Origin of the sequence: Methylobacterium sp. 13MFTsu3.1M2 (genome assembly GCF_900112625.1) — a bacterium.
In the GTDB taxonomy this organism is placed as follows: Bacteria; Pseudomonadota; Alphaproteobacteria; order Rhizobiales; family Beijerinckiaceae; genus Methylobacterium.
In genome coordinates, this window is sequence record NZ_FOMM01000019.1 from 1 (window position 1) to 24,687 (window position 24,687).

A 24,687-nucleotide genomic window follows, 5' to 3' on the forward strand; every position below is an offset into this window, starting at 1 on the left:
CTGTACAAGTACCGCAATCTGGTCGAGCGCTTCTTCAGCAAGATCAAGCACTTCCGCGCCGTCGCCACGCGCTACGACAAGGATCCCGACAACTTCCTCGCCAGCGTCAAGCTCGCAGCCGTGCGGGTCTGGCTGCGAGCTTAATGAGTCCGCGACCTAGGTAGGGAACTCATACAACCAACTGCTGTTGCTCGTGTTTTCGTCCTGAGATTGGGGTTTCCAGCGCAGGAGGTTCGCGATGGCACGGTTGTTCTGGCTCTCCGATGAAGCCTGGGGGCGGATCGAGCCGCACCTGCCGCACGGCCAACCGGGCAAGCCCCGGGTCGACGACAGGCGAGTGATCAGCGGCATTCTGCATGTGCTGAAGGTCGGCTGCCGCTGGCAGGACACGCCCTCCGCTTACGGTCCGCACACGACGGTCTACAACCGCTACAACAGATGGTCTCAGCGCGGGATCTGGCAGCGGCTGTTCGCCAAGATCGCGGCCACAGGCCCCGTGCCAGATGAGTTGATGCTCGACGCGTCCCACGTGAAGGCCCACCGCTCGGCTGCCGGCGGAAAAGGGGGGCCTGGAGCCAGGCGATCGGCCGCTCGCGAGGCGGGTTCACGAGCAAAATCCATTGCTTGGCCGATGATCGTGGCCGACCGGTCGCGTTCGCCCTGACGCCCGGCAACGTGGCCGACATCACCATGGCGCTGCCCCTGCTGTGCGCTGTGGTGCCGCCCAAGCGTCTGATCGCCGACAAGGCCTACGACGCACAGAGCTTGAGAGATTGGCTGAAGAGCCACCGGGTGATCGCCACCATCCCATCCACGGCCACCCGGACGGTACCCTATAAGCACAGCCGGGTCGCCTACCGGCGGCGCAATCGGATCGAGCGGCTGTTCGGCCACCTCAAAAACTGGCGGCGCGTCGCGACCCGCTACGATCGCCTAGCCTGCAACTATCTCGCAGCCGTCGCGCTCGTTTCCTCTGTCATCGCATGGACCTGAATGAGTCCCCTACCTAGTCCTTTGTCTTGACGCGCTCTCTCACGCCGAACCGGTATCCACTTCGGCGGAGAGCGCTCTCGATCGCCGCCGCGGCGATTCCGGATCCCGGCAGGGATCCGCCAGTGATTCGCCCGTCGCGTCGGACGGCGCGCGGGGCGGCCTCTCCTCCCGCGGAGCGTGCCGTTTGGTACAGCGCCGCACCGATGAAATCAGTACTCGGTCCCCAACATGGTAAACAACCGAGTACGCATGTTGCCTTTTAGCCTCAGTCAGGTACAGCGGGCCCTCATCCCTCGAATACTCCCGTCACGAATACCTACATCGCACCGAGATCATTGAATTGCCCTCGAAGTCCCACCGATACGACCACGCAACTAGTAGTTCCGAATAAGACAAAGTTTCGATATTCTTAAAACCCACATCTGAGCGACTACATTCGAAAAGATCTTGAATCGGACCACCACAGACGGCGAATGATCTTGCGAATGCATTTCTCCACCAGCACCGTCGTGCGCAATCAAACAAATCACTATGTACGTACGTAGTGCGCGATGATTGTATTTAGCCCTGCAATTTAAGGGTTAAGATTCAAATAGGGTATTTACAGACGATTTTACGAAAGCTAGCATTGTATCCGTGGTCATCGGCAATCGCCCCAAGGCGACCGGCGCCACCGCGTATCTCAGTGTCACGCCGTCGGCGAGCGCATTGGGTATCCCGTCATCGCTGACATTCGGCTTCCTTCGAAAGGAGGTAATTTTCTATGGCCAGTCTTGGTACTCGAGACGCGCTCACCCTCGTTGAGCGGGACACGGCCGAAAGCCGCCGCGGCTTTTCGGGTGCACATGCCGGTGACAACCCGGTCGTCGTCGAGCAACGGGACCAGTCCCGGGGCCGCGCCAGCCGCATCGTCATCATCGATCGACGCCAGCTCGTCGGCCGATGCCTCGCCGCCTCGCTCAGCGAGGCCGACCGGCAGACGTCGTTCGAAGTCTTCGCGGACATCGAATCGTGGAAGCGGCAGACGCCGTTCGTCGCCGCGAGCGTGGTCGTTCTCTGCCGGCCCGACGGCAACCTGACCGAGACCGAATGGACCGAGATCACGCGGGAACTGGCGTTCCTGCAGGGCGAGGCCGGCGCTCCGCCGGTGGCCGTCATCTCGGACGGCGAGAACCTCGACCAGATCGTGCGGATCATCAAGCTCGGCGTCAAAGGCTACATCCCGACGACGACCTCCGTGGACATCGCCCTGCAGGCGCTCCAGCTCGTGCAGGCCGGCGGCGTCTACATCCCGGCCGAATGCCTCCTCCCCCTGCTGGCCAACATCAAGGTGGACGAGCCGGTCGAGGCCGGGGACGACGACATCTTCTCGCCGCGGCAGCTCTGCGTGGCGCGGGCGCTCCGGAAGGGGACGCCGAACAAGATCATCGCGTACGAACTCAACATGTGCGAGAGCACCGTGAAGGTTCACGTCCGCAACATCATGAAGAAGCTCAAGGCCAAGAACCGGACCGAGGTCGCCTACCTGACCAACAAGTACTTCCTCCGGGAAGATTCCAGCCTGGCGAGCGTGAAGGCCCCGGCGGCCTGATCGCTCGGGCGCCGGCCCCGCCGCGGCGGGGCCGCCCTGGCAGAAATTCGGTCCGGCGCGGCCGGACGGAGCTTCGGGGTCTCCTCGTGGGTCGCCTGCCCGGGCGGCCCGCGAGGGGACCCGTTTCGCGTCGGACCGTCCCGCCAAGCGGTCGGCGGATCGGCGCGGCGCCACCGGCCCGGTCCCGACGCCGCGGATCGGCCTCCCCGTCCTCTCGCCCCGCGCGCCGGCGCGGTCCCCGCGGCCGGAGCGGCCGCGCGCCGGGTCGCTCGTACGGGGGATCGTCCAGCGGATCGGCGGGGCTCCCGTCCGCCGCCCTCATCGGCGCCGGGCGACGACGGGCCCGCGTTCCGCGGGCCCGGCCGCGCCTCACGCGGTCCCGGCGACGGCGTCGGCGGGGGGCAGAGCCGGCGGGATCTCGGACTCGTCGCCGGGCTGGTCACCGGGTTCGTCAGGGCGGCCCACGCTGCTGTAGGCGAAGCCGTGCGCCCGGACGTCGGCGGCCCGGTAGACGTTGCGGAGATCCACGAGGACCGGTCGCTGCATCGCCGCCCGCAGCCGGTCGAGGTCGAGGGCCCGGAACGCGTCCCACTCGGTGACGAGGACCAGCGCGTCTGCGCCCTCGGCACAGTGGTAGGCATCCTCCGCGAAGGCGACGCCGGGCAGGAGCGGGCGCGCCTGCTCCATGCCCTCGGGATCGTAGGCGCGGATTACGGCGCCGGCGTCCTGCAGACCCGCCACGATCGCCAGCGCGGGCGCGTCGCGCATGTCGTCGGTGTTCGGCTTGAAGGTCAGGCCGAGCAGCGCCACCGTCCGGCCGCGCACCGACCCGCCGCAGGCCTTGATCACCTTGCGCGCCATCGCGCGCTTGCGCTGGTCATTGACCGCCACCACCGTCTCGACCAGCCGCAGCGGCGTGCCCGCGTCCTGCGCGGTCTTGACCAGGGCCAGCGTGTCCTTGGGGAAGCACGAGCCGCCGTAGCCCGGCCCGGCGTGCAGGAACTTCGACCCGATCCGGTTGTCCAGGCCGATGCCGCGCGCCACCGCCTGCACGTCCGCGCCCACCGCCTCGCACAGGTCCGCCACTTCGTTGATAAACGTGATCTTCGCCGCGAGGAACGCGTTCGCCGCGTACTTGGTCAGCTCGGCCGTCCGGCGCCACATCACCACGATCGGCGCCGCGTTGAGGTAGAGCGGCCGGTAGACCTCCCCCATCACAGCCACGGCCCGCGCCTCCTCGGCGCCGACGACGATGCGGTCGGGGCGCTTGAAGTCGGCGATGGCCGCGCCCTCGCGCAGGAACTCGGGGTTCGAGACGACCGCGAACTGCGCCTCGGGGTTGGTCTCGCGGATGATGCGCTCGACCTCGTCGCCCGTGCCCACCGGAACGGTCGACTTGGTCACCACCACCGTGAAGCCGCGCAGCGCGCGCGCGATGCTGCGGGCGGCCGCGTAGACGTAGCTCAGGTCGGCGAAGCCGTCGCCGCGGCGGGAGGGCGTGCCCACCGCGATGAAGACCGCGTCGGCCTGACCGACCGCCGTCTCCAGGTCGGTGATGAAGGACAGGCGGTCCTGGCGGACGTTCTCGGCGACCAGGGCCTCGAGGCCCGGCTCGTAGATCGGCATCCGGCCGGCATTCAGCGCGTCGATCCGGCCGCGATTGCTGTCGACGCACACGACCGTGTGGCCGAAATCCGCAAAGCACGCGCCAGAGACCAGACCGACATAGCCCGACCCGACCATCGTGATGTTCATGGAATCCTCGCCGCGATCGCACCGACGCTCGGGTCTACGGCGGCCCGACAGGGCCACCAACATCATATCTTAGGCGTACGCGGCTCTGCCGATCGGGCGTAGCGGCGACGATTCGGCCCGACCGGCCCGACCCCGCCGCGGCCCGTCCCGAACCGGCAGCCGGGCCGCCCCGAACCGCGCCTTACATCGCCATCCGGCCATGGCGGCGGCCGGGCGGCTACGCCATTCGGCTGATCCGGCGGCGCCGGTCGACGATCGCGCGAACATTTTCCCGGCGCATCACCCGAATTGTCAAAGACAGGCTGCTTTTTCCCGACCGCTTTGTCCGGGAGCGCGAACGGCTAAGATGCTAACACCGGTCTATAGAACTGAACTCCCCGAAGAGTTCCGGCGGAGGAGAACCCTGTTGGCGGCGCGTTTCTACTTCGAGATCGCAAATGCCGAGGAGACGATCCACGACCACGTGGGGGTCGAGGCCGCTGGCCTCGAGGAAGCCCTGATCGAGGCGCGTAGCGTGATCGCCGAGATGGCCGACGAGATTACGGGAAACGGCCGGGAGCCGCCCTGGACCCTCCTCGTGCGCAACGAGGAGGGCTGGCTGGTCGGCCGCCTGCCCATCCGGAAGTGACGGCCCGCGCCGCTCGGACAGCGCGGGGGTGCGGCCATTAAGATATCGTTAACGGATCGTCCGGAGGATCGGCTGAGCCCTCGAACCGTGGCCATCCGGAATGCCCCTCTCCCAGAACGTCCCGCACGCCGCCCGCCAGGCGGACGCGATGGCTGCCCAGATGGCGCTGGCCGCCCACGCGCTGCGGATGCGCGGCGATGTCGGGACCGCCGAGTCGCTCCTCGCGATGGCGCGACACAACCGGATCCTCGCGCTCAAGCTGCGGATCGCGCAGGATCTGGCGCCGGGCCAAGACCGCGCCGAGCGCCGGACCACCGCCGGCCGTTAACGCCGCGCGCGATCGGCCCGGGACGGTCACGGAGCCCGCGCCGCGCGCGACGGGATGCGTCTCACCACCCGAGCCGGGCTCACCCGGACCGGCCTGCCGGCGGTCCGTCCATCACTGTGGCGAGGATTGCTGGCAGGCGCGGCGCCCGCGCGCGTCGTGTCGGCGCTCCGACCGGGCACCGACCGCCGCGCCGGGGACCGGCCCACGGTCGACGGGAATCAATGCAGAATCCACATCACCGATCATCGGCGCGGTTGGCGCCAAATAAAGTCCGTGATAGTGTAAATAACTAACATCCGACAGGAAATTCAGTCGTCGTGTCGCCCCCGGACGCCGGACATTCTGAGGTCAGCACGACCCTGGCGCTGGACATGGTGGGGCGCGCCTACCTGGCCCTGGCGCTCCTCTACGAGACGGCTCATCCGGGAGAGTTCGTCGACGTTCAGCAGAAGATCCGCGCGTTCGTCGAGGACAATTTCCGCATCATCCAGGAGACGAGCCGCGACGAGAGCCTGACAACCGGTACAGTTGACGGCGCCCTTCACCTTGTGAACAGCGTTTTGGTCGAGGTCGAGACCAAGATCGCCACAATGATCCGGCCGACGCGGCAGCTCCGCGGCTAGACGAGACCTTGAATTGCCCCCCGCTATTCAGTGACTGTTGCAGTCGAGCCATGGCGCGCGGATAAACGGCCCCGCGCCATAGGGGATCGAAGATTGCAATGGCTCCCGACGTCGACAGTCTTAGGTGGGCATGTTACCCGGCGGACGGGGCAGCAATAAATTATCAAGCACGATGATGGGCAGCGATGATTGCGATCGGGGCGCGCGCAGCGCGGATGTCGCGCTCGAGGTTCTCGTCCGAGCCTATCACGCTCTCGCGGTCGTCTACGAGTTGTCCAGTCCCGGTGCCTACACGGCGCTCCACGGCAAGATGATGCCCTACCTGCTGGACGGCTTCCGTCACGGCACGGCGCCGGACGCCGTCGATCCGGACCTGGACGCGACGGTCTCGACGGCCCTGGAGCGGGTCCGCAGCGCGCTGGACGAGGTCCGGTCCGACGTGGCGGCCGTGCGGGCGCGCAGGGAGGAGCGCGACCGCTGACGCGCCGCTGCCGGCCCGGCCCAGCGCCGGCTCAGCGCGCCGGCTCGAGGCGGCGCTCCGGTCCGAGGAGCAGGCGCGGACCGGTCTCCCGCTCCGGCACGGACGCGGGCACGAGGCGCGCCAGCTTGGCTGCCAGGGTCACCGACAGGATGTGGCGCCACGCCAGGGGCGTGCCGAGCAGCTCCCGCAGGGCCGCCGCGTAGCCCTGGGCGCGCCGCCGGTCGAGGACGCGCCGGTGCTGCCAGCGCCGCGCCGTGGCGGCGCGGTGGGCCCGGAGGGCCACCCGCGCCTCCGGGGCGAGACCCGGCCGGCCCAGCATGGCGTCGTCGAAGGCCAGCATCGCCCCGAGGTCGTCCGTCCGGTGCTGCGCGCTCAGCGAGTTCGACCGCTCGACCGCGACGTAGCCGCAGGGCGCGGTCACGGCGAACACCGCCCCGGCCGCCAGCGCCTCGACGTAGAGGGCGTAATCCTCCCCGAGCCGCAGGCGCGCGTCGTAGCGCAGCCCCTGCCGGTCCAGGAAACCCCGCCGCATGATCGGCTTCAGGAAGCCGAGCTCGCGCCGGCTCGCGCCGGGACGGGGGATGTTGCCGGTCACGAAGGCCGCGAGGGTGAGCCGCTGCGGCCGCCCCGGTCCGGTGACGAGGCCGGCGGCGGAGGCCGCCTCGCGGCCGCGGACCATGACGATGTCGTCGGCGATCAGATCCCAGGTCCGGGGCGCGGAGAGGAGCCGGCCGAGCCGGCCCTCGAGGAAGTAGTCGTCGGCGTCGAGGATGCAGAGCAGCGGGGCGCGGGCGGCCGCGATGGCGCGGTTCCGGGCCTCGGCCGGCCCGACATTCTCGGTGAGCCGGATAACCCGCAAGCGGCCCGTACCGTCGTCGGCCGCCGCGGCGGCCGCGCCCGTCGGGTCCGCGGAGGCGTCGTCCACGACGATGACCTCGGCGACCTCCGGCTGCCGGAGCGCCGAGGCGACGGCGGTCGCGATCGTGTCCGCGGCGTCCCGGGCCGCGATGATGACGCAGACCTCCGGGACGGGGGACGAGGCCTCTAAGCTGCGCACCGGACGACTCCGCGACTCTCCGGCCGGTCCGCGCCGCGGCCGGTCCGCCGGCACGGTAGGGCGATCCCGGCACGGCGCGCGAGATCGTCCGAAAGGAGGGGGCCGGCCCCGGGCCGGATCGTCCGAATGATCCCCGGCCGGAGCCGCCCCCGCCGCTACGATGCGCGCCGCCGCGATCCTGCGGCGACTGGTTTGAGGACGTGCGCATGACGATCTGGTCCGGCCCGGGCCGCCGCCTCTGCGTGGCGGCGACGCTTCTCCTGCAGGCCTATCCCGCGAGCGCGGGCGAGACCGCCGCGCCGCCGGCCGCGGCCCAGGCCGCCTCTCCCGCCGCGGCCCAGGCTGCCCAGGGCGGCGCATCCTTCGTGGAGCTGTTCAGCACCCTGAACGAACGCCGCTGGTACGTCTCGGACGGCTGGGTCAACGGCGACTGGCAGGGCTGCACGTGGTCGAAGCACCGCGCCCGGATCGCGACGCCCGGCGAACTCTCGCTGTCCCTGACGGACATCACCTACAAGGAGCGCCCCTTCAGCTGCGCCGAGATCCAGACCCGCGAGCGCTACGGCTACGGCACCTACGAGGTCCGGATGCGGGCCGGCACCGGGTCCGGCATGGTCTCGGCATTCTTCACCTATAACGGCCCCGAGAACGGCGACCGGCGGACGAACGACGAGATCGACTTCGAGTGGCTCGGCAAGGACACGAGCAAGGTCCAGCTCAACTACTTCGTCGGCGGCGTCGGCGAGCACGTCAGCCTCGATGCCCTCGGCTTCGACGCCGCGACCACCACCGCGGACTACGCCTTCGAGTGGCTGCCCGACCGCCTGCGCTGGTACGTCAACGGACGCCTGCTGCGCGAGGTCGTCGGCACGCCCGACCGGCCGCTTCCCTCCCATCCGAGCAAGATCATGCTCAGCGTCTGGTCGGGACAGGGCCCGGACTTCGCGTCGTGGCTCGGACCGACGGAGTATTCGGGACAGCCGGTCACCGCGCTGTTCGAGCGGGTCGCGTTCACCCGGATGGGCGATCCGTGCGGCTTCAAGGAATCGATCGTCTGCCGCTAGCCGCACCGGCGGGCGGACGCCGCACCGGCGACCGCCCCGGGCATCGGACCACACATGACACCGCGCCGGGCACCGGACCCTGGAACCGGACCCGACACCGGGCCGGACTAAATCTTAACGTCTCCGCGGCAGGCTGGGCCCTCGAACGCGCCCGGAGCCACGCGATGCATTGGTCGAGCCTCGTCATCGCCGCGTACGCCGCCGGCTTCGTGGAGTTCTGGCGGCTCTGCCTTCAGGCGCCGGCCGCCGAGGAGGATCCGGCCTGACGTGTCCGGTTCGCCGCGCCGGGCCGCACCGGGCCCGGACGGCTCACCGCTCGTTGGCGATGGGCCGCAGCAGGGCGCCGAGCAGGAAGGCCAGTTGCCCGCAGACCAGCAGCGCCGTCCCGCGCCGCAGGCACGCGCCGGCGCTCAGGTTGTAGACGAGGAGGCCGTAGCCGACCTCGGCCGCGACGATCGGGACGAAGACCAGCAGCCGCCAGACGGAGCCGAAGCGGCCCAGCATCACGCCCAGCAGGGCGTTGAGCATCATGCCCTTCATCGGCGCGCTCCGCGGCGGGCGCGGCGGGCGCGGCGCGGCCGACCGGTCATGGCCCTAGCGGCTGCCGCGCTGGCTCAGCACGGCCGGAACCGTCTTGAGCAGGATGGCGACGTCGCGGCGGAGGCTCCACTGGCTGGCATAGGCGCAATCGAGGGCGACGCGCTCGGCGTAGCCCGTGTCGCTGCGCCCGGAGACCTGCCAGAGGCCGGTCAGGCCCGGCGGGACGGAGAAGCAGGCGGTGAAGTCGGCGCCGTAGCGCACGACCTCGGCCTGGACGATCGGCCGCGGCCCCACGAGGCTCATCTCGCCGCGCAGCACGTTCCAGAGCTGCGGCAGCTCGTCGAGGGACGTCTTGCGCAGGACATGGCCCAGCGCCGTGACGCGGGGATCGTGGGTGAGCTTGAAGGACGCCTCCCACTCCGCCCGGGCCTCGGGATTCTCGGCGAAATGCCGCGCCAGCACCGCGTCGCCGTCCGCGACCATGGACCGGAACTTCAGGCATCCGAAGGGGCGCCCGTGCCGGCCGAGGCGCTTGTGTCGGAAGATCGGCGACCGGCCGTCGCTGCCCCAGATCAGCAGGGCGATGAACAGCAGCAGGGGCAGAAGCAGGAAGAGCGCCGTCAGCGCGATCGTCGCGTCGAGGACGCGCTTCATCGCCCAGCTCGCCCGGAGGCCGGGGCCGGCCTGCCGCGGGGCCGGCAATGTCTTGACCAACGCCTCGTTCAGCGTCTCGACCATATCCTGCGGCGTCGACGACTCGATCGGCGTCGGGGTCCCAGCCGGGCGCAACATGTCGGCTCCTTGACTCGGGGTGAGACGGGATCGGAACTTGCGGAGCGACGTGCGCAGCCGGCCGGTTCGGCCAGCCTCGCCGCAGCCGGCTTCGGCGGCGCTCGGCCGGTCCGAAGGGGCGTCGATCGCAGGCGGAACCCTTGCGACAACACTGGGCCCACGACCGGTTCGGCAACAAGACGGCCGCCGATCCATCAATGGAGGTAAGGCGTTGCTGGTCGTGCTGGTGTTCGCTGCACTGATTGGAGGAGCGATCGGTTTCGCGGTTGTTCTACCGAAGGGGTTCCTGCTCGCGCTGCTGGCCGCCCAGGCCGGGGCGGCCGTCGCCGTCGGCCTCGTCGTCCTGCTCATCCGCCGCCGCTGACGGCCCTGCCGGGCGGCGGGACCGCTTTCGGGGAGGTCCCGTCCGCCGATCGAGGTAAGGGCCCCCCGCGCGGGGGCCGGTCTAAACCGGGCTGCCCGGCCCTCCCGGCCGGACCCGGCCGCGCGGGCGCGTTCTGCCCCGGCGCGGCGCGGTCGATCACCGGACAGGACGCGCCGTGGCCCCTTCAGAGCGCCGCATCAACGGGTTCGACGGCCTGCGGGCCCTGGCGTTCCTGATGGTCTTCGTCAGCCACAAGGCGCCGAGCCCGAGGACCGAGGCCCTCGGCACGGCCGGCGTGTGGCTGTTCTTCGTCCTGAGCGGCTTCCTGATCGTCCGGATCCTCGCCGCGGCCCGCACGGCCGTGGAGGCGGGCGCGTCGACCCCGCTCGGCAGCCTCGGGCTGTTCTACCGGAATCGCGTCGCCCGGATCGTGCCGGTCTACTACGTCTTCCTGTTCGTGCTCTACACGGTCCGGCCCGGCGACCCGGCCAGTCTCGGCAACGACGCGTTCAAGCTCGCGACGTGGTTCTACGTCACCAACATCTACATCGAGCTGAACGGCTGGGGCACCGAGCTCGGCCATCTCTGGAGCCTCGCGGTCGAGCAGCAATTCTACCTGCTGTTCGCGCCGGCGGCCCTGTTCCTGCCGCGGCGCCACCTCGGCACGCTGTGCTGGCTCCTGGTCGGGATCAGCGTCCTGGCGCACGGTGCCCTGTGGCGGGCGGGCGCCGCGCCGCGGTGCTTCGACGTCGACACCCTGGCCAATGTCGGACTGATCGCGCTGGGCGGCCTCGCCGGCCTGCGCACCCGGCCGCTCCCGGCCTGGCTCGCCCGCGACGCCGCCCTGGCCGGCGTGCTGGCCCTGTTCGCGGCCCTGCCGCTCCTGATCGCGCCGACCGGCTGGTGGCTCGTTCTCGGCCGCCTCAGCGGCGTCCTGGCGGCGCTGCTGCTACTGCAGGTGGTCGAGGCGCGGGAGGGCCGCGCGGTCGCCCTCCTGGAGATCCCGTGGCTGCGCCGGATCGGCGTGATCAGCTACGCCGCCTACCTGTTCCACGTGCCGCTCCACGCGGAGCGCGTGCTGGCCCTCGTCGGCCTCGACGTCGCCGGACCGCGCTCGGTCTCCATGGCGCTCGACCTGATGCTGACGCTGCTGCTGGCCGAACTGTCGTGGCGGCTCCTGGAGCGGCCCGCACGCCGGCTGCTGCGGGCCCCGCGCCGGCGGGTCGGCGCCTCCGCGCTGGTCGGCCCGTAATCCGCTCGCGCGTCCCCGGCTCAGCCCTTGATCGGCACCCGGCCGACCTCCGCGCCGGTGGCGTCGCGCACGACGAGCGTCCACGCGCCGGCCGGTCCCGCGACCTCCAGTTCACCCGCCATTTCGTCGATCACGCTGCGGGCCTCCGCGAGCGCCTCGGCCAAGTCCGCGGCTTCCACGCCCTGCGCGTCGCGGATCGTCTCCTCGCCGTTCTCGATGTCGAAATAGAAGCGACTGGGCACTCATCTCCTCCCTGATTTCCGCCCTCGGGAGGGCCCTCGGATACTACCTACGTAGTTCGCCCACGTCCGACAATGCTCAGTAGGAGACATAAACCTTAACAAACATCAAAACTGTTTTCGTTGGTTGCGTTGCAATAATGTCGAGATTCCAGCCAAATAATCCATTATAGGTATCGCCGATCACCCTTGCGGCCGCTTCGGCGATGGCGGCGCGCGGTGACGGGCCTCAGGGGCGTTCGACATGGCAGCCTCCGGCGATTCGAGCCTCAAAAAAGATTCTCCTGCCTCGGCGGAGAGGAAACAAAAATTGCGCGCCCACGTCCGGACGATTCTGGCGAAGGGCCTCAGCGTCCGGAATTCCCGCCCCACGGGCGACACAGCCCCCGACACGCACTGACCTGTTCCGGCCGTCGGGGCCATCCCCCGCAATGGGAGGGGATGGCGGCCGCCCTACGCCCTTTGAGCGTCGTGCGCGCCGATCGCTTCCGGCCAAAGTCGGGGGCGGTCTCGGAGGCCGCGCCCGGCGGCCCAGGAAGCGCGATGGCGGATCAACTCTTGTCCGATGCTCGGGGCACCTTCGTGGACGTCTCGTTCATCATGGCCGCGCACGACGCGGCGCCCTGGATCGAGACGGCCATCCGTTCCGCCCTCGCCCAGACCGGCGTCGCCGTGGAGGTGGTGGCGGTCGATGACGGCTCGCGGGACGGGACCGCCTCCGTGCTGGCGCGCCTGGCGGAAGCCGATCCGCGGGTCCGCGTCATTCCTCTCGCCGATGCCGGACCGGGCACGCCCCGGGGCCCGTCGAGCGCCCGGAACGCGGCGCTGAACGCCGCCCGGGGCCGGTGGATCGCGATCCTCGACGCCGACGACCTGATCCTGCCCGACCGCACCCGGACCCTGCTCGATCTCGCGCTCGCGGCGGATGCCGACATCGTCGCCGACAACCCGATCCCGTTCACCGACATGTTCGACCCGCAGGGGCCGGGCATGCTGGAGGGCGGCCGGGAGCCGTACCTGTTCGAGATCGACCTCGCCAAGTACATCGCCAGCAACCAGCTGCTCAGCCGGGTGACCAAGCTCGGCTACCTCAAGCCCATGATGCGCGCCGAGATCCTGCGCCGGCACGGCATCCGGTACGACGAGGGCGTCCGGATCGGGGAGGATTTCCTGCTGTGCCTGGAAGCCCTCGCGGCGGGGGCGCGGTTCGTGGTCACCACCTACGCGGGCTACGGCTACCGGCGCGGACCCACCTCGCTGTCGCACCGGCTGCGCCAGGCCGACATCGCGCGCCTCGACGCGGCCTTCGCGGCCCGGGCCGAGCACGGCCGCCTCGCCGAGGCGCGGTCGCGCTCCGCCGAGATCCGCCACGGCAGCCGCGCCTACCGCGACGGCCTCGCGGTGACGCGGCTGATCGCCCAGGTCATCGAGGCGGCCCAGGCCGGCCGCTGGCGCGCGGGCGCGACCCTGGCGCTCCGGCATCCCCGGATCTGGCGGTTCCTGGCCGCGACGCTGCTGGCGGCGGCGGGCAAGCGCCTGCGGCCGCGGCCGCACGCCCACCCGATCGGACAGAGGTAAGACGATGCGCCTGTGCATCTGCATCTGCACCTGCGAGCGGCCCGTGGGGCTGGCGCGCCTGCTCAAGGCCCTGGACCAGCAGCGGCTCGGCAGCCTCGCCGAGACCGCCCTGCGCATCCTGATCATCGACAACGGGCGCAGCCGCGCCGCCGTCCCGGTGGTGGAGGCCTACCGGGCGACCGGCCGCTTCCCCGTCACCTACGCCCGGGAGGAGACCCGCGGCCTCGCCGCGGTCCGCAACCGCAGCCTCGCGGAGGCCTCCGCGGCCGGCGCGGATTGGGTCGCTCTGATCGACGACGACGAGTTTCCCGACCGCGACTGGCTCCACAACCTGCTCGAGACCGCCCTCGCCGCGGGCGTCGCGGCCTGCGTCGGGCCGGTCGTGCCGTTCTTCGACCGGGTTCCGCCCGCCTGGGCGGCCGCCGGGGGCTTCTTCGCCAAGCGCCTGCCGGTCCGCGACGGCTACGTGGAGGACGGCTACACCGCCAACGCGCTCCTGGACCTGCGGGTGATCCGGGCGCTGGGCCTGTCGTTCGACATGCGCTTCAACACGATGGGCGGCGAGGACACGTTCTTCTTCCGGGCCCTGATGCTCGCCGGGCACCGGATCGCCTGGGCCGAGACGGCCGTGGTCTACGACAGCATCCCGACGCACCGGATGCGGGTGCGCTGGCTGCTGGCGCGCTGGTACCGCAGCGGCAGCGTCGAGGCCTATCTCGGCCGGCTCCGCCCGGAAACGGTGGGCGGCCGTCTCGCCAACGCGGGCCGCGGCTTCGTGCGCCTCGGCGGCGGCCTTCTGCGGCTCGGGATCGCCGGCCTGTCCCTCAGGCCGGCGACCCTGATCGGCGGCGGCTACACGCTATGCCGCGGGGCCGGGCTGCTCGCGGCCGTGATCGGCGTGAGCTACCGGGAATACCACCCGTCGCGCTATCGCTAGCCGCGCCGACCGGGCGCGTTCCGGTGCGGTAGCAGGAAGGGCTGGCCGCCCGGCGGCACCCGCCCGACCGGCCAGCGGACGCCGAAGACCCCGGCGATGAGGTCGTCGGTCAGGACCTCGGCCGGCCGCCCGCCGGCGACCAGCCGGCCCCCGTCCAGCACCAGCAGCCGGTCGGCGTAGGCGGCCGCGAGGTTGAGGTCGTGGAGGATCGCCACCACGGCGACGCCGGTCGCCGCCAGCCCGGCGGCGGCGTCGAGCAGCGCGCCCTGGTGCCGGAGGTCGAGGCTCGCGGTCGGCTCGTCGAGGAGCAGCACCTGCCGGTCCGCCACCGTGCGGCCGGCCTCCAGCTGGCAGAGCACGCGGGCGAACTGCACCCGCGCCTGCTCCCCGCCCGAGAGTGTCGGGTAGGCCCGGTCGGCGAGATGCGCCACGTCGGCCCGCGCGAGGGCCTGGGCCAGGATCGCCGCCCGGTCGCGGGCCCCGAGGCCCCGGCCGATGCCGTCGAGGCCGATCCGGGCGACCTCGGCCGCCGCGAACGGGAAGGCGAGGCGCGCCGCCTGCGGCAGCACCGCCCGCGTCGCGGCGAGGCGCCAGGGCGGGATCGTCGCCACGGGCGCACCGTCATAGGCGACGCTGCCCCGGGTCGGGCGAAGGGCGCCGCTGAGCAGGCGGACGAGGGTCGACTTGCCGGCCCCGTTGGGGCCGACGATCACCTGCAGGGTGCCGCCCGCCACCGCCAGGGAGACGTCGCGCACGAGGTCGCGCCCCGCCACCGTGACGGTCAGGTCGCGGGCCGTGAGCAGGGCCGGATCAGACATTGTCAGACATCGTCCGGTCGCACCCGGCCGAGAAGCAGCCACAGGAAGACCGGCGCGCCGACCAGCGCCGTGACGATCCCGATCGGCAGCTCGGCGGGCGCGGCGACGCGGCGCGCCACCACGTCGGCGAGGACCAGGAAGGCGCCGCCGAGGAGTGCCGAGGCCGGCAGCAGCAGCCGGTGCCCCGGGCCGATCAGCAGCCGCAGGGCGTGCGGCACCACGAGGCCGACGAAGCCGATCACCCCCGCCGCCGCCACGCTGGCGCCCACCGCGACCGCCACCAGCACGATGCAGGCGCGCTTCAGCCGCTCCACCGGGACGCCGAGATGGAACGCCTCGGCCTCGCCGAGGACGAGGGCGTTCAGGCCGCGGCCGAGGAGCGGGACCGCGGCCAGCACCGGCAGGATCAGCGGCGCCGAGGCCGCGACCTTGGACCAGGTGGCCCCGCCGAGGCTGCCCAGGGACCAGAAGGCGAGATCGCGCAGTTGCCGGTCGTCGCTGACGAAGGTCAGCAGGCCGGTCAGCGCGCCGCTCAGCGCCCCAAGCGCGATCCCCGCGAGCAGCATCGTCGCCATCGCGGTGCGCCCGGACCGGGTGGCGAGGGCGTAGAGGATGAGGGTCGCGCACAGGCCGCCGAGGAAGGCCCCGGCCGGCAGCGCGGCGTAGGGCAGCGGCCCGGCAAGCCCCAGCCCGGCGAGGATCCGGTCGCCCAGGACGATGATCACCGCGGCCGCGAGCCCCGCCCCCGACGAGACCCCGACCAGCGCCGGATCGGCCAGGGGGTTGCGGAACAGCCCCTGCATCAGCGCCCCCGAGACCGCCAGCCCGGCCCCGACCAGCAGCCCCAGCAGGGTGCGGGGCAGGCGGATCGAGAGGATCACCAGCCCGTCGCGGGCGCGGGCCGGATCGCTCCCCTCCCCGATCAGGACCGCGAGGACCCGGTCCGGCGGGATGGGGATCGCCCCGAGGCTCACCGAGAGCAGGGCGGCGGCGAGCACCACGGCCGCCAGGACACCCAGCACCCAGGGCGCCGCGCGGCGGCTCACGCGCCCCGCCCGCCGCCGCGCGGCTCAGTCACGCGGCAGGTCCGGGTAGAGCGCCCGCATCAGGTCGGTGGCGGCCTCGGGCGTGCGCGGCCCGAACCCGAGGAGGTAGAGGCCGTCCATGGCCACCAGCCGCCCCCGCGCCGCCGCCGGCGTCTGGCCGAGGGCCGTGCCGGGGGCGAAGATGCTCTCGGGCTTCGGCGGCTCGGGCCCGTTCTGCATCATCACCACCGCGTCGGGGGCGGCGGCCACGATGGCCTCGTCGGTCATCGGCTTGAAGCCCTCCAGGCCCGCGGCCGCGTTGCCGATGCCCGCCAGGGCCAGGATGCCGTCCGCCGAGGAGCCGGTGCCGCCGACGACGGTCCGGCCGCCCTGGACCGACAGGACGACGAGGGCCCGGGCCGCCCGGGCGATCCGGGCGATCCGGGCGCGCCGGGTCGCGAGGTCGGCGAAGCGCGCGCGGACCTCGGTCTCGAGCGCCTCGGCCTCGCGCTCCAGGCCGGCGAGGCGCCCGACCGTCTCGATCTTGTCCAGCACGCCCTCGGGATTCGGCGGCTCTGTCACCGTCTCGACGCGCAGCCCGGCCTCGCGCAGCTGCGCCAGGACGGCCGGCGGCCCGGCCCCCTCGGCGGCGATGATCAGGTCGGGCTGCTGCGCCAGAAGGCCCTCGGCCGAGAGCGCCCGCAGGTAGCCGACACTCGGCTTCTCGCGCAGCGCCTCGGGCGGGTAGAGGCTGGTCGTGTCGACCGCGACGATCCGGCCGCCGGCGCCGAGGCGGTAGAGGATCTCGGTGACGGCCCCGCCCAGGGCGGCGATGCGGGTGGCCGCCTGCGCGGCGGCGGCGCGCGGGGCGAGCGCCCCGGCCGCCGCGGCGGCCAGGAGCGCGCGGCGCGACAGATGGCCGGGGGGGCTCATCGGGTCAGCATCGGCGCGGCGCCGGCGGTCAGCCGCAGGCGACAGGCGTGATCGCCGTGGCGGTTGACGATCTTGCCCGCCGCCTCGGAACGCGCGACCGGCCGCGTCGCGCCGGGCCCCGCGCGCGTGCCGCCCGGGACGCGGCGATGACCTTCTCCTTCGACACACGACATGGACCGGTCACTCCAGATCTGTTCTTTATAAATTTTCAAATGAGAGGATCGCGACGACAGAAGCGCAGCGTATCGGTAATCGATCGCGGACGCTACCCCGCGAAAAAGTCACGGTTTTACTTCGCTGACCGGCTTGAAAAAGCGGCCTATGTCATTTTCCAGGTCAGGATATCGTCGCGCGCGCGCCGGCGGTCGATTCCGGGCGGCGGACACTGGTACAGGCGGCGCCGGTCCCCGGCTCCGGTGGGCCGCCCGACGGCGTGGTCGGGACAGAACGGGCCTTCGCTGTGCCCGCTCGGGCGGAGCGCGGCACGACGAGGTCCGACCCTCGTCCTGAGGTGACGCGTCGCGGCCTCGGCAGAGAGCTCCTTCGAGGCGGCCGCCGCGCGACCGCACCGCGGGATGGGGGGAGGATCGGACGATCCGGGTCGGCCGGCCTCGGAGCGTCCCCTCCCCGTGCGCTCAGCCGAGGCTGCCGAACCCGGCGGTCTCGCGCGTCCAGGCCAGCGCCTGCTCGCTCAGGGAGAGGCCGAGGCCCGGCCGGGTCGGCACGCGCATGCGGCCGTCCTCCAGCTCCAGCCGCTCGTTGAACAGCGGCTCCAGCCACTCGAAATGCTCGACCCAGGGCTCCCGCTGCAGCGCGGCGGCGAGGTGGATGTGGAGCTCCATCGAGAAGTGCGGCGCGATCGTCAGCCCGGCGAACTCGGCGAGCGCCGCCACCTTGAGGAAGGGCGTGATGCCGCCGACCCGCGGCGCGTCGGGCATCAGGAAGTCGGCGCCGCCCTGGCGGATGAAGTCCCAGTGCTCGGCGACGCTCGTCAGCATCTCGCCGGTGGCGACCGGCGTGTCGAGGGCGGCGGCCAGGGCCGCGTGCCCGGCGGCGTCCAGGCAGTCGAGGGGCTCCTCGATCCAGATCAGGTTGAAGCGCTCGAAGGTCCGGCCCATCCGCATCGCGGTCGGCCGATCCCATTGCTGGTTGGCGTCGACCATGAGCGGGAAGGCGTCGCCCAGATGCTCGCGCACCCGCGAGACCCGGCGGATATCCTCGGCCCAGTCCGGCTGGCCGACCTTCAGCTTGATGCCGCCGATGCCCTTCGCCCGGGCGCGGTCGGTGTTGACGAGCAGCTCCTCCAGCGGCGTGTGCAGGAAGCCGCCCGAGGTGTTGTAGCAGCGCACCGAGTCGCGCTGCGCCCCGAGGAGCTTGGCGAGCGACAGGCCGGCCCGCCGCGCCTTGAGATCCCACAGGGCCACGTCGAAGGCGCCGATCGCCTGGACGGCGAGGCCGCTGCGGCCGGCCGAGGCGCCGGCCCAGGCGAGCGTGTCCCAGGCCTTGGCGATGTCGCTCGGATCCGCCCCGAGCAGCGCCGGAGCGATCTCGCGGGCATGGGCGAACTGGCCCGGCCCGCCGGCGCGCTTGGAATAGCTGATCCCGAGGCCGCGATGGCCCTCCCGGCTCTCGACCTCGCAGAACAGGATCGCGATCTCGGTCATCGGCTTCTGGCGGCCGGTGAGCACCTTGGCGTCGCTGATCGGGGTCCTCAGCGGCAGGGCGACGGACCGCAGGCGGATCCCGGTGACGGCGTCCTCAGCCATGGCTTCCTCCAGGTCTTGTCCGCGGGGGCGCGCTGGAAGCCCCGGAGGCGGTTCTTGGCGGTGCCTCTCGGCGGCGACCGCGACGGCTCTCCCGGGGCCGGGCCCAGGAGTGGCGCAGGCCGGACGGCCTGTCCAACGTCATTGTTGGATCGATCGATGCGCACCTGGCATCGATGGCCCCGAGGGGGACGGCCGGTCTCAGCCGGCGGCCGTCGCCGGAGGAAGCCGGAACGCCACCAGGGTCATGTCATCCCGCCGGGCTTCGGTCCCGCGATAGGCGTCGAGATCGGCCTCGAGGGCCACGGTCTGGGCGGCGAGGGGCAGGTCGGCGTGGCGCAGGAGGCTGTCGGCCACGCCGCGCCGGCCGAGGAGCCGCGGCGCCCGGTCGGGCGCCGCGCGGCCCATCTGGTCGGTGATGCCGTCCGTCATCAGGTAGAAGGTGGCGCCCGCCACCGGAACGGCGATGTCCGCGACGACGTCCTCCGGCTGCCCGTCACGGGCGGGGCGCGGGTAGCCGAGCCCCCGGCGGCCGCCGCGGACGCGCTCGGCCACGCCGTCCCGGACCACCGTGAGCGACAGGCCGGCGCCGGCGAAGTGCAGCGTCCCGGCCGCGCGGTCCCAGACGCACAGGCCGCAATCGAGCCCGTCATCCGATTCGGCGCCGCGGCCGTCCTGGCGGAGCTGCGTGCGGACCATCGTGTCGAGCCCGGCCAGGATCGCCGCCGGCGCGCGCAGGCCGCGCTCGTGCAGCAGCCGGTCGAGGGCGGTCGCGACGATCAGGGTCAGGAACGCGCCGGGCACGCCGTGGCCGGTGCAGTCGGCCACCGCGATCACGCAGAGGCCGTCGATCTCCTCCAGCCAGAAATAGTCGCCGCCGACGACGTGGAGCGGCTCCCACAGCACCGCGACCTCGACCCCCGCGCCCGCCAGGGCGTTGCGATCCGGCAGCACCGAATCCTGGATGCGCCGCGCGTAGCCGATGCTCTCGACCACCTGGCGGTTGGCGCGCTCCAGCCTATCGTGGGCCTGCTCCAGCTCGACGAGGAGCTGCTTGGCGGCGTCACCGCTCCGCAGGCCCTCGACCATGCGGTTGAAGGCCTGGCTGATGACGTCGATCTCGTTGCTCGGCCGGTAGGCGCCCCCGAGCTCCACGGTCGTCCAGCGCTTGTGCTCGATCTCCCGCATGGCGAGCAGCAGCCGCATCAGCGGCGCCATGACGTGGCGGCGCACGGTGGCGTGCAGGGTGACCACGAAGGCGATCATCAGCCCGACGCTGGCGCCGAGGGCGAGCATCACCTGCCACGCCGCGTTGTCCCGCAGCGCCTTCGTGGAGACCGTGACGGTCAGGCTGCCCGCCGGGCCGGCGCGGCCGGGCACCGACAGGTCGGCCTGGGCCGAGAGGGTGGACCAGCCCCGCGCGGGGGGCGCCGCGCCCGCCGTCCCGACGACGTGGCCCGTGGCGTCGCGCAGGACGGCGTGGGCGAAATCGGGCTCGGCGGCCAGGGCCTTGAGCGGGCCGTCGTAGGCGTCCGGGTCGCGCGCCCAGTCGGGCCGCGCGATCGCCGCGGCGGTGAGCCGGGCGAGGAGATGCGCCCGGTCGCCGTACAGCCGGAGCTGGTCGGTGTAGGTCACCCAGGCGATCCCGAGCTGGGTCAGCAGCAGGAGGGCGCCGATCACCGGGTAGATGCGCAGGAACAGGGTGTGGGACAGGCTGTCGAGGTCGCGGCCTCGGGCCGCCCCGCGCAGGGCGCCGGGCTTCATCAGCTCGTCCGCGGGCGCGCCCGCGGCCAGCACGTCGGCGAAGCCGCGCTTCGACAGGGGATCGCCCCGGCGGATCGGGCCGGCCCCGCGCAGGCCGCCCGCGCGCCCGGCGCCGCCGGCGGCCGGGACCGGATCGATGTCGGCGAAGCCGAGCCGCGCCAGTGCATCCCCGGTCCGCAGCGGTCGCGCGCCGCGGATCCCCCCGGCGGGACGCGGGCTGTCCAGGGCCGTGTCAGGTCCGCTCACGCGACGTCACTCCGTGTCACAGCGGTTCCGCTCCGAGGCCGGGCGCGCGGCGCCTCAGGTCAGGGACGCGCCCGGTTCGGCCGCGCAGCGCACGCAGTCGCGGCCGGCATGCTTGGCGGCGTAGAGCGCCGCGTCGGCCCGCCGGAGCGTCGCCGACATCGACTCGCTCGGGCCGAACGCCGCGAGGCCGATGCTCACCGAGATCGGCAGCGGGCCGTGCTCCAGGCGCACCGGCCGCTGCGCCACCGCGCGGCGGAGCGCCTCGGCGATGACTTGCGCCTCGGCCATCACGGTGCCGGTGACGAGGATGGCGAATTCCTCACCACCCATGCGGCCGATCACGTCGACCGCGCGCAGGCTGTCGCGGCAGGTCTCGACGAAGGCCTTGAGGACCGTGTCGCCCGCGCTGTGGCCGTAGCGGTCGTTGATCAGCTTGAAGCGGTCGAGGTCGAGCATCAGCACGCTGGAGGGCGTGTCGCCCGACTGGGTCCGGGCCCAGACCTCCTCGCAGATCTGCAGGAAGCGGCGGCGCGACAGGGCGTCGGTGAGATGGTCGGTGTCGGCGAGGCGGCGGAGTTCGGCCTCGAGGCGCGCCCGGTGCTCGATCTCCGCCGAGAGGGCGTCGTTGAGGTGTCGCAGGGCGCGCTGCTGCTCGGCCATCCGCTGGTTGGCGCGGTGCAGGTCGAGCTGCATCCGGTCGCTCAGCCGCACCAGCCGGCGCTGCTCGTGGTAGCTGCGCCGGTAGGCGCCGGCGAGCTCCCGCACCCCGTCGCCGACCTCGGCGAGGCGGGCCAGCATCACCTCGGATCGGCCGAGAACGGCCTCCTCGGTGTCGAACAGGCTGAAGGCGTCCGCCGGCTCGGACAGGAGATCGTGGGCCGGCGCCCGGTGCGGGCTCACGCGGGGACGCTCGCGATCATCTCGAACCGGGCATGCGCGAAGTCGGCCGCGAAATCCTCGCCGGCCTCCTGGATCACGTCGTCGTCGGCGCCGAACATCCAGCGGATCGTCACCGGGCGCCCCTCGGCGGCGGCGTCCTCCAGGGGCATGAACAGGTTCATCAGCGCCTTGGCGCTCGACGAGTTGAAGTAGGCGAGCGCGACGTCGAAGGTGATCGGGCTCGCCTCGGTCGCCGCGAGGTGGCCGCGCAGGGCCTGCAGCAGCGGGCCGAAGAATGCGGCGGCGTCCTCCGGGTAGGATTCGCCGCGCAGGACGAGCCGCCCCGACGCGAAGTCGAAATCGACCTCGGGCGAGCGCTCGGTCCGGGGCAGCGTGATGCGGTCCATGTCCGTGCGATCCTCAGATGAAGGCTTTGAGGCAGAACAGGCTGCGCTCCGCGCCCAGATCCTGGAAGTCGTACTCGACCGGGGCGCTCGACCGGCGGGCGATCTCGATCAGTCCGATGCTGCCGCCAAGGCTGCCCTCGTCCGGCGGCTGGCGCAGCTTCTCGCGGTAGACCTTCCTGAGCTCGTCGCTCGACAGGGTGGCGATCTCGTCGAGCCGCTCGCGCAGCCGCGGCACTTCGGTCCTGCCGACCTCGTTGCCGCAGACCACGAAGAACCGCCCCTCCTCGGTGCCGACGGCGATCATGCCGGCGCTGACCCGGGCGGGGCCCGGCGGCTCGGCGGGCGCGACCTTGTCGGCCGAGTAGCGGATCACGTTCTGGGCCTGCTCGACGAAGATCGAGAAGACGCGCTTGGCGACCGCGGCGTCGGTCTCCTCGTGCCGCATGCGCAGCTTCAGCACTTCCCCGAGCGAGAACAGGATGTTCTCCGAGAGATCTCCGCCGAACGTCAGGATCACGCCGCTGCGCTTCGACGCCTCGTGGAAGGATCGGAAATCGCTCGCGCGCAAGGAAGCCTCTCGACCGCTTCATCGCGGCAACACACCGCGTGTGTAGGGCCGACATTAATGCGGAAATAATCAAAGATTTCTTACCGGTACTGATCGCTTTCTGAGCAACATTGCCCGTATTGCGAGCAGTGCCGCAAGCTTTACGCTGGATCCTGTCGCGGACCGCGCAGCATCGCGCGCGAGGGTCCGGGCCGCCGGCTTCAGGCGGCCGCGCCCTGGCGGGCGCCCGCGTCCCACTCGGTGCCCCAGTCCTGCACGACGTGGCCGGGCGCGACCTCCCGGTAGAGGCGCTCCGGCGGCACGTAGTCGGGGGTCCGGATCGGGCTGCGGATCTCGTCGTCCGGCAGCGCGTGCCGCTCGCCCCGCCGGGCCGGATCCGGCACGGGCACCGCGGCGAGCAGCTTCTTCGTGTAGGGGTGCCGCGGATCGCCGAAGATCGCGGCCCGGGGGCCGATCTCCACGATCTCGCCGAGATACATCACCGCCACCCGGTGGCTGACCCGCTCGACCACCGCCATGTCGTGCGAGATGAACAGGTAGGCGAGGCCGAGCTGCGCCTGCAGGTCGAGCATCAGGTTCACGACCTGCGCCTTCACCGAGACGTCGAGCGCCGAGACCGCCTCGTCGGCGACGATCAGGCGGGGGTTCAGGGCGAGCGCGCGGGCGATGCAGATGCGCTGGCGCTGGCCGCCGGAGAACTCGTGCGGGAAGCGCGCCGCGGTCTCGGGCGGAAGCCCGACCCGGGCGAGCAGATCCTCCGCCCGCCGCCGGGCCTCGCGGGGCGCGGCGAGGCGGTTGATCAGCAGCGGCTCCGCCACCGCCGCACCGACGCTCAGGCGCGGGTCGAGGCTGGCGAACGGGTCCTGGAAGATCATCTGCATGCGCTGGCGGCGGGCTCGGAGGGTGCCGGCATCGAGGCCCTTGATGTCCTCGCCGTCGAGCAGGACCGAGCCCGAGAGCGGCTCGACGAGGCGCAGGATCGAGCGCCCGGTGGTGGACTTGCCGCAGCCGGATTCGCCGACGAGCGCCAGGGTCTCGCCGGCCGCGAGGCTGAACGAGACCCGCTCCACCGCGTGGACGCGGCCGGTCACGCGGCCGAGCAGTCCGGAGCGGATGTCGAACCGGGTGGTCAGGTCGCGCACCTCCAGCACCGGGCGCTCGGCGGCCCTGACGGTGTCGGGGGTCTCGGGCGTCGGTGCCGCGAGGCCGGTCGCCCGGTCGACCACCGGGAAGCGCATCGGGCGGGCCCGGCCCGCCATGGTCCCGAGGCGCGGGACCGCGGCCAGCAGCGCGCGCGTATAAGGCTCGGTGGGTTCGGAAAAAATCCGCGCGGTCGGGCCGGCCTCCACGGCGCGGCCCCGGTACATCACCACGGTGCGGTCGGCGATCTCGGCGACCACCCCCATGTCGTGGGTGATGAACAGGACCGACATGCCCTCCTCGTCCTGCAGGCTCTTGATGAGGTCGAGGATCTGGGCCTGGATCGTGACGTCGAGCGCCGTGGTCGGCTCGTCGGCGATGAGGAGCTTCGGCCGGCAGGCGAGCGCCATGGCGATCATCACCCGCTGGCGCATGCCGCCGGAGAAGCGGTGCGGATACTCGTGCAGGCGCGAGCGGGCGGCCGGGATCCGGACCTTGTCGAGGAGCCGGAGCGCCTCCGCCTCGGCGGCGGACCGCGACAGGCCCCGGTGCCGGATCAGCGCCTCGGCGATCTGGAAGCCGATGGTCAGGACCGGGTTCAGGGAGGTCATCGGCTCCTGGAAGATCATGGCGATGGAATCGCCGCGCACCCGCCGCATCTCGGCCTCGGGGGCGGCGAGCAGCTCGCGGCCCTCGAAGCGCACGCGCCCGCCGATGCGGCTCGCGTCCCGCGGCAGGAGGCGCAGGATCGAGAGGGCGCTGACGCTTTTGCCGGAGCCGGATTCGCCGACGAGGGCCACGGTCTCGCGCGGGCCCACGTCGAACGAGACGCCGTGCACGACCTCGCGCCAGCGCCCGTCCGAGCGGAAGGAGACGGTGAGGTCTGAGACCGAGAGGATCGGGTCCACTGGATCCGTCATCG

General features: G+C 72.0%; 26 protein-coding genes. 12 read left to right on the forward strand and 14 right to left on the reverse strand.

Annotation, left to right across the window (positions count from 1 at the left end):
* From BM314_RS19100 to BM314_RS19110, 3 genes are all read left to right on the forward strand, one after another.
* Positions 1-144 (forward strand): transposase (locus BM314_RS19100; protein ID WP_139237824.1); only part of this gene is annotated, 144 nt, incomplete at its 5' end.
* Positions 145-238: 94 nt separating this feature from the next.
* Positions 239-993 (forward strand): IS5 family transposase gene (locus BM314_RS19105; protein WP_091979548.1). Its coding sequence is split into 2 segments (ribosomal slippage): positions 239-569 and positions 569-993, totalling 756 coding nucleotides; the frame shifts between segments, so codons are not numbered across the junction.
* A 763-nt stretch (positions 994-1,756) separates the two neighbouring features.
* Positions 1,757-2,584 (forward strand): LuxR C-terminal-related transcriptional regulator, encoded by an 828-nt coding sequence (locus tag BM314_RS19110; RefSeq protein WP_020091193.1) that lies wholly within the window; start codon positions 1,757-1,759, stop codon positions 2,582-2,584.
* A 369-nt stretch (positions 2,585-2,953) separates the two neighbouring features.
* On the opposite strand, the gene BM314_RS19115 is transcribed toward BM314_RS19110, so the two are convergent.
* Positions 2,954-4,339 carry a UDP-glucose dehydrogenase family protein gene (locus tag BM314_RS19115; protein WP_091979549.1) on the reverse strand — a complete coding sequence of 462 codons (1,386 nt, stop codon included), beginning with the start codon at positions 4,337-4,339 and terminating at the stop codon, positions 2,954-2,956.
* Positions 4,340-4,745: 406 nt separating this feature from the next.
* Between BM314_RS19115 and BM314_RS19120 the strand changes: the two genes are divergently transcribed.
* From BM314_RS19120 to BM314_RS19135, 4 genes are all read left to right on the forward strand, one after another.
* Positions 4,746-4,967: a DUF6894 family protein gene (locus tag BM314_RS19120; protein ID WP_020091195.1), complete on the forward strand. Its 222-nt coding sequence runs from the start codon at positions 4,746-4,748 to the stop codon at positions 4,965-4,967.
* A 100-nt stretch (positions 4,968-5,067) separates the two neighbouring features.
* Complete coding sequence (locus tag BM314_RS19125; protein ID WP_091979551.1) at positions 5,068-5,295, forward strand: hypothetical protein; 228 nt, start codon at positions 5,068-5,070, stop codon at positions 5,293-5,295.
* 317 nt (positions 5,296-5,612) lie between these two features.
* Complete coding sequence (locus tag BM314_RS19130; protein ID WP_020091197.1) at positions 5,613-5,918, forward strand: hypothetical protein; 306 nt, start codon at positions 5,613-5,615, stop codon at positions 5,916-5,918.
* 175 nt (positions 5,919-6,093) lie between these two features.
* A complete protein-coding gene (locus BM314_RS19135) occupies positions 6,094-6,399 on the forward strand; it encodes a hypothetical protein (protein ID WP_091979552.1) in 306 nt (101 codons plus the stop codon).
* A 31-nt stretch (positions 6,400-6,430) separates the two neighbouring features.
* Here the strand turns inward: BM314_RS19135 and BM314_RS19140 are convergent, their stop codons facing one another.
* Positions 6,431-7,456, reverse strand: a complete 1,026-nt coding sequence (locus tag BM314_RS19140; protein WP_091979554.1) for a glycosyltransferase family 2 protein — start codon at positions 7,454-7,456, stop codon at positions 6,431-6,433.
* A gap of 206 nt (positions 7,457-7,662) precedes the next feature.
* On the opposite strand from BM314_RS19140, the gene BM314_RS19145 reads away from it, so the two are divergent.
* Positions 7,663-8,520 (forward strand): glycoside hydrolase family 16 protein, encoded by an 858-nt coding sequence (locus BM314_RS19145; RefSeq protein ID WP_091979556.1) that lies wholly within the window; start codon positions 7,663-7,665, stop codon positions 8,518-8,520.
* A 309-nt stretch (positions 8,521-8,829) separates the two neighbouring features.
* Here BM314_RS19145 and BM314_RS19150 read toward each other — a convergent pair whose 3' ends face one another.
* Positions 8,830-9,060 carry a hypothetical protein gene (locus BM314_RS19150; RefSeq protein WP_020091201.1) on the reverse strand — a complete coding sequence of 77 codons (231 nt, stop codon included), beginning with the start codon at positions 9,058-9,060 and terminating at the stop codon, positions 8,830-8,832.
* Between the two features lie 54 nt (positions 9,061-9,114).
* Positions 9,115-9,852: a sugar transferase gene (locus BM314_RS19155; RefSeq protein ID WP_091979558.1), complete on the reverse strand. Its 738-nt coding sequence runs from the start codon at positions 9,850-9,852 to the stop codon at positions 9,115-9,117.
* A gap of 211 nt (positions 9,853-10,063) precedes the next feature.
* Between BM314_RS19155 and BM314_RS30670 the strand changes: the two genes are divergently transcribed.
* Together BM314_RS30670 and BM314_RS19160 are read left to right on the forward strand one after the other, a co-directional pair.
* Positions 10,064-10,216 (forward strand): hypothetical protein, encoded by a 153-nt coding sequence (locus tag BM314_RS30670; protein WP_020091203.1) that lies wholly within the window; start codon positions 10,064-10,066, stop codon positions 10,214-10,216.
* A gap of 175 nt (positions 10,217-10,391) precedes the next feature.
* Positions 10,392-11,468: an acyltransferase family protein gene (locus tag BM314_RS19160; RefSeq protein ID WP_091979560.1), complete on the forward strand. Its 1,077-nt coding sequence runs from the start codon at positions 10,392-10,394 to the stop codon at positions 11,466-11,468.
* 20 nt (positions 11,469-11,488) lie between these two features.
* Here BM314_RS19160 and BM314_RS19165 read toward each other — a convergent pair whose 3' ends face one another.
* Positions 11,489-11,710 (reverse strand): DUF6894 family protein, encoded by a 222-nt coding sequence (locus BM314_RS19165; RefSeq protein WP_020091205.1) that lies wholly within the window; start codon positions 11,708-11,710, stop codon positions 11,489-11,491.
* 555 nt (positions 11,711-12,265) lie between these two features.
* Here BM314_RS19165 and BM314_RS19170 point away from each other — a divergent pair.
* Together BM314_RS19170 and BM314_RS19175 are read left to right on the forward strand one after the other, a co-directional pair.
* On the forward strand, positions 12,266-13,285 hold the full coding sequence (locus BM314_RS19170; protein ID WP_234081757.1) for a glycosyltransferase family 2 protein: 1,020 nt from the start codon (positions 12,266-12,268) through the stop codon (positions 13,283-13,285).
* A 4-nt stretch (positions 13,286-13,289) separates the two neighbouring features.
* A complete protein-coding gene (locus BM314_RS19175; protein WP_091979562.1) occupies positions 13,290-14,222 on the forward strand; it encodes a glycosyltransferase family 2 protein in 933 nt (310 codons plus the stop codon).
* Here the strand turns inward: BM314_RS19175 and BM314_RS19180 are convergent.
* From BM314_RS19180 to BM314_RS19220, 9 genes are all read right to left on the reverse strand, one after another.
* A complete protein-coding gene (locus tag BM314_RS19180; RefSeq protein WP_091979564.1) occupies positions 14,219-15,040 on the reverse strand; it encodes a heme ABC transporter ATP-binding protein in 822 nt (273 codons plus the stop codon). The two genes, BM314_RS19175 and BM314_RS19180, sit on opposite strands and share 4 nt — an antisense overlap.
* A gap of 2 nt (positions 15,041-15,042) precedes the next feature.
* On the reverse strand, positions 15,043-16,086 hold the full coding sequence (locus tag BM314_RS19185; protein WP_091979566.1) for a FecCD family ABC transporter permease: 1,044 nt from the start codon (positions 16,084-16,086) through the stop codon (positions 15,043-15,045).
* Positions 16,087-16,110: 24 nt separating this feature from the next.
* Positions 16,111-16,998: a heme/hemin ABC transporter substrate-binding protein gene (locus tag BM314_RS19190; RefSeq protein WP_091979568.1), complete on the reverse strand. Its 888-nt coding sequence runs from the start codon at positions 16,996-16,998 to the stop codon at positions 16,111-16,113.
* A gap of 635 nt (positions 16,999-17,633) precedes the next feature.
* Positions 17,634-18,764: an L-talarate/galactarate dehydratase gene (locus tag BM314_RS19195; protein ID WP_020091212.1), complete on the reverse strand. Its 1,131-nt coding sequence runs from the start codon at positions 18,762-18,764 to the stop codon at positions 17,634-17,636.
* Between the two features lie 198 nt (positions 18,765-18,962).
* On the reverse strand, positions 18,963-20,771 hold the full coding sequence (locus BM314_RS19200; RefSeq protein ID WP_091979570.1) for a SpoIIE family protein phosphatase: 1,809 nt from the start codon (positions 20,769-20,771) through the stop codon (positions 18,963-18,965).
* A gap of 54 nt (positions 20,772-20,825) precedes the next feature.
* Positions 20,826-21,671: a GGDEF domain-containing protein gene (locus BM314_RS19205; protein WP_082557813.1), complete on the reverse strand. Its 846-nt coding sequence runs from the start codon at positions 21,669-21,671 to the stop codon at positions 20,826-20,828.
* Positions 21,668-22,057: a DUF1987 domain-containing protein gene (locus tag BM314_RS19210; protein ID WP_012321503.1), complete on the reverse strand. Its 390-nt coding sequence runs from the start codon at positions 22,055-22,057 to the stop codon at positions 21,668-21,670. The genes BM314_RS19205 and BM314_RS19210 overlap by 4 nt, the downstream gene beginning before the upstream one ends.
* Before the next feature lie 13 nt (positions 22,058-22,070).
* A complete protein-coding gene (locus BM314_RS19215; protein WP_091979572.1) occupies positions 22,071-22,625 on the reverse strand; it encodes a SiaB family protein kinase in 555 nt (184 codons plus the stop codon).
* A gap of 200 nt (positions 22,626-22,825) precedes the next feature.
* Positions 22,826-24,685 carry an ABC transporter ATP-binding protein gene (locus BM314_RS19220; RefSeq protein ID WP_091979574.1) on the reverse strand — a complete coding sequence of 620 codons (1,860 nt, stop codon included), beginning with the start codon at positions 24,683-24,685 and terminating at the stop codon, positions 22,826-22,828.
* Between the last annotated feature and the right edge of the window lie 2 nt (positions 24,686-24,687).